This window comes from Cyanobium sp. LEGE 06143, assembly GCF_015207535.1.
GTDB lineage: Bacteria > Cyanobacteriota > Cyanobacteriia > PCC-6307 > Cyanobiaceae > NIES-981.
The window spans coordinates 1-3924 of the sequence record NZ_JADEWP010000212.1 but is presented as its reverse complement, the minus strand read 5'-3'; the positions used below and the strand labels follow the sequence as shown (position 1 = coordinate 3924).

4 protein-coding genes are annotated in these 3924 nt (G+C 70.0%); 2 read left to right on the top strand and 2 right to left on the bottom strand.

Annotated elements, in window-relative coordinates:
- Window positions 1-64 precede the first annotated feature (64 nt).
- Both coaD and IQ216_RS12360 read left to right on the top strand, forming a co-directional pair.
- The gene (gene coaD, locus IQ216_RS12365; protein ID WP_193815699.1) at window positions 65-544 is read left to right on the top strand and encodes a pantetheine-phosphate adenylyltransferase; all 480 of its coding nucleotides are present in this window, start codon (window positions 65-67) and stop codon (window positions 542-544) included.
- A 16-nt stretch (window positions 545-560) separates the two neighbouring features.
- Window positions 561-1463 carry a hypothetical protein gene (locus IQ216_RS12360; protein WP_193815697.1) on the top strand — a complete coding sequence of 301 codons (903 nt, stop codon included), beginning with the start codon at window positions 561-563 and terminating at the stop codon, window positions 1461-1463.
- Here the strand turns inward: IQ216_RS12360 and dacB are convergent, their stop codons facing one another.
- Together dacB and bioB are read right to left on the bottom strand one after the other, a co-directional pair.
- Window positions 1464-2786 carry a D-alanyl-D-alanine carboxypeptidase/D-alanyl-D-alanine-endopeptidase gene (dacB, locus tag IQ216_RS12355; RefSeq protein ID WP_193815696.1) on the bottom strand — a complete coding sequence of 441 codons (1323 nt, stop codon included), beginning with the start codon at window positions 2784-2786 and terminating at the stop codon, window positions 1464-1466.
- 1 nt (window position 2787) lies between these two features.
- Window positions 2788-3924: biotin synthase BioB (gene bioB, locus IQ216_RS12350; protein ID WP_193815695.1), on the bottom strand; the 1137-nt coding region annotated here is incomplete at its 5' end.

Sequence of the window (3924 nt, the reverse complement as noted above, 5' to 3'; positions counted from 1 at the left end):
ATCCCAACTCTAGAAACCCGGCAGGGGGCAGGCATGGAGCTGGCCTCACCCATAGGCTGGCCGGATGCGCGCCCTCTACCCCGGCAGCTTCGACCCCCTCACCCTCGGCCACCTCGATCTGATCGAGCGGGCCAGCCGCCTGTTCGATGGCGTGGTGGTGGCCGTGCTCCAGAACCCCGGCAAGCAGCCGGCCTTTCCGCTTGAGCAGCGACTCGAGCAGATCCGCACCGCCACGGCCACGCTCAGCGGGGTGGAGGTGGGCAGCTTCGACGGCCTCACCGTGGAGTGCGCCCGTCGCAATGGCGCCCAGGTGATCCTGCGCGGCCTGCGGGCCCTGAGCGACTTCGAATTCGAGCTGCAGATCGCCCACACCAACCAGAGCCTTGAGCCCCGGGTGGAGACGCTGTTCCTCGCCACCGCCGTGCACCACAGCTTTCTGAGCAGTTCGGTGGTGAAGGAGGTGGCCCGCTTCGGCGGTGATGTGCACCACATGGTGCCGTCTGGAGTGGCGGAAGACCTCTCCAGGCTTTTTAATCGGACGTAATGCGGGACGTCCAGCCATGGCTGAAGCCAATATCACGGTGCTCGATCAGATCGACCAGATCGAGGATCTGCTGCTGGAGGGCACCCGGGTGCCGTTCAGCGGCGGCCGCCTGGTGAATGAGCAGGACGCGATCGAGGTGATCGATGCGGTGCGGGAGGCCCTGCCCAGCCAGCTGACCCAGGCCGTGGATCTGCTGCGTCAACGGGAGGACTTCATCGCTCAGGCCCGCAAGCAGGCCGAGGAGATCGTGGCGGTGGCCAGGCGGGAGCGCGAACAGCTGATCAGCTCCGCCTCCGTGCGGCAGGAAGCCGAGAAGCAGGCCGCCGAGATGCGGGAACAGGCCCGCCAGCAGGGCGACCACCTGATGATGCAGATCCGCCAGCAGGCCGCCAGCGCCGAGCAGGAGCAGCAGACCCGCCTGGCCCAGATGGAGAACCAGTTCGCCACCAGGCGTCAGCAGCTGGAACAGGAGGCGGCTGAGCGCAACAAGGTGCTGATCGAGCAGCACGAGCGCAACCGCCAGCAGGCGATGGCCGAGCTGGAGCAGGTGCGGCAGGAGGGCCTGCGCGTTCAGCGCGAAAGCCAGGCCGAAGCCGAGCGGCTCCACAACGATGCTCTGCAGTTCCGCCAGCAGACTCAGCAGCAATGTGACGCCGCCATTGCCCGCACCCGCCAGGAAGCCGCCGGCATCAGCGAGGGCGCCAACCGCTACGCCGAACAGGTACTCGGCGAGCTGGAAGGCCGGCTGAAGGAGCTCAACCAGGTGGTGGTGAGTGGCCGGCGCGAGCTGGTGCGCCTGCAGACCCCCGACATGCAGCAGGACACCACCAAGGCGGCCGCAACGGCCGAGCCCACGGCGATCGGCGGCGGTGGTCGCCGCCGCCGGCTTGCCAACCGCCTGGGCCAGCTGGCCGGCTGATCAGGCCGGGCAGAGTTGGGTCTGCTGCGCCTGGCGCAGCAGCTGGCCGATGCGGGTGTTGGGGTTGCCGGATCCATTGCTGATCGCGCTCACGTAGCGGGGGCCTCGGCTGGTGAGCAGCACCCCACTGATCGAACGCACGCCCCTGAGGGTGCCCGTTTTGCCGAAGAACTGGCCCTGCAGGGGGGTGCCCTTGTAGAGGTGCCGCAGGGTGCCGCGCTGGCCGGCCACCGCCATTGAGGCCAGGTAGTTTCTGCTGTAGGGGTGCTGGTCCATGCGCAGCAGCAGGGCCGTCACCGAACGGCTGGTGAGGCGATTGGTGCGGTCCAGGCCACTGCCATCGGCAACGCGCACGCCCTGCATGGGTACGCCCTGCTGGGCCAGCCACTGGGTGGTGAGCTGCTGGGCCTGGGTGAGGTTCCAGCTGCCGGCGGCCTGACGCATCAACACCTCGGCGGTGAAGTTGTGGCTCTCGGTGTTGGCCAGGCTGAGCAGATTGTGCATGGGCGCCGAGTTCTCCTGGTGCAGCAGCACGGCCTCGGCGGGAACCGGGTTGGTGGCGGCCACAAACACCACCTGGAGGCTGCCGCCCTGCTGGCTGGCGCTGCGCTGCATCAGGGTCTGGAGCCGTGAGGGTGGGTTCAGCACCGAGTCGTGGATGGCGTTGCTGGTCACCGCCAACCGGGTGATCGGTGCGCCGTAGGCGTAGTAGCGGTCATCGACGCTCCAGCCACGCGGCCACCAGGCCTGCTTGGGTTCCTCGGCCACCTGCAGGCGCACCTGAGAGCCCGGTTGACCACTGGAGCCGCCGGAGCCCATGGCCAGTTTCGTGAGCCGCTGCAGCTGGGGCAGGGCCAGATCGGGGTCGCCCTCGCCGGTGAGCCGCAGGGAGCCATCGGGAAGGCGCCAGAGGCGGGTGGCGAGGCGGTAGTCCGGCCCCAGCCGATCGAGGGCGTAGGCGGTGCTCACCAGCTTGGCGTTGGAGGCGGGCACCCGCGGCCGCAGGCCATTCACATCGGCCAGCAGCTGGCCTCGGCCATCGGCGATCGTGACGCTCCAGACACCGGCCTCGCCACCCAGCACGCTCTGAACCCGCTGCTGCAGGGCTGGACAGCTGACCTGGGTCTGGAGCTTGGGCAGGCCGATCGGCGGTGGCGCCGCCGGCAGCTGGGCCAGGGGGGCCGGCTCCAGCTCGAAGGCCCTGATCGCCGGCCTGGACTGGGCCTGGGCGGCGCTGGCCAGAAGGGGCAGGCCAAGGCTCAGGGGCAGGGCCAGAGAGAGACCCGGGGCCAGGCGGGTCAGACGGCGGTTGAAACCAGGCATGTCAGCCCTCCTCGATGGCGATTCCGGTGACGTTGCCGTTGACCCGGTAGCCCTGGCCCTCGATCTCGATCGGAGCTCCGACCTTCACGGTCTGGTTGCCGAACACCACGCCGCCGCTCGCCTTGCGGCCTTGGGCCTTGAGCACGAAGCGGGCGTCGAGGTTGCTGAAGTCGCGGCCGGTGGGATCAGTGGCCGTGACCACGGAACCATCCGGCTGAACGGCCAGCAGGCGCCGCTGCAGGGGCTGGATGCGCTCGATATCCACCGAGCCGTGGGGTTGGTTGCGGATCACAATCGCCACCTTGCCCTCGGCCCTGGCGGCCTCAATCAGGCCGGCAGGGTCGGCCACGGGCACGCCGCGCACATCCACCAGCACCGTCACGGGCACCACATCGCCAGTGGCCTGGGCCACGGCCCCGGAGAGCTTCGGGCTCCAGATCACGCCGGCGGCGGCGAGCAGGGCCTGGTCGGCGGCCACGTCGGGGTTGCCGGTGGTGAGCAGGGTGTCGCCGTAGAAGATCGAATCGGCGCCGGCCAGCAGGCAGAGGATCTGGGCCTCGCGGCTGAGCTGTTCGCGGCCGGCACTGAGCCGCACGCGGCTGCTGGGCATCAGGATCCGGGCCGTGGCCACCATCCGCACCAGCTCCAGGGGATCCAGCGGCGGCTGCTCCTGCAGCGGCGTGCCCTCCACCGCCACCAGGGCGTTGATCGGCACGCTCTCGGGGTGGGGATCGAGGTTGGCCAGCACCTCGAGCAGCCCGGCCCGGTCGCTGAGTGCCTCGCCCATGCCGATGATGCCGCCGCAGCAGACGGTCACCCCGGCCCGCCGCACCCGCGCCAGGGTTTCGAGCCGCTCCTGGTAGGTGCGGGTGCTGATGATGCGCGCGTAGTGCTCCGGGCTGGTGTCGAGGTTGTGGTTGTAGGCGGTGAGGCCCGCCTCGGCCAGCCGGGCGGCCTGGGCATCGCTGAGCATGCCGGCGGTCACGCAGGCCTCCAGGCCCAGCGCGCGCACGCCGCGCACCATCTGCAGCATCGCCTCGAAGGGCGCCCCATCGCGGATCTCACGCCAGGCCCAGCCCATGCAGAAGCGATGGGCACCCGCCTGCCTGGCCGCCCGGGCCCGGGCCAGCACCGGCTC

Bases quoted from the DNA above. Each gene is read 5' to 3' on its own strand.
- IQ216_RS12360 (WP_193815697.1), top strand. From the start codon at position 561: ATGGCTGAAGCCAATATCACGGTGCTCGATCAGATCGACCAGATCGAG.
- coaD (WP_193815699.1), top strand. From the start codon at position 65: ATGCGCGCCCTCTACCCCGGCAGCTTCGACCCCCTCACCCTCGGCCAC.
- dacB (WP_193815696.1), bottom strand. From the start codon at position 2,786: ATGCCTGGTTTCAACCGCCGTCTGACCCGCCTGGCCCCGGGTCTCTCT.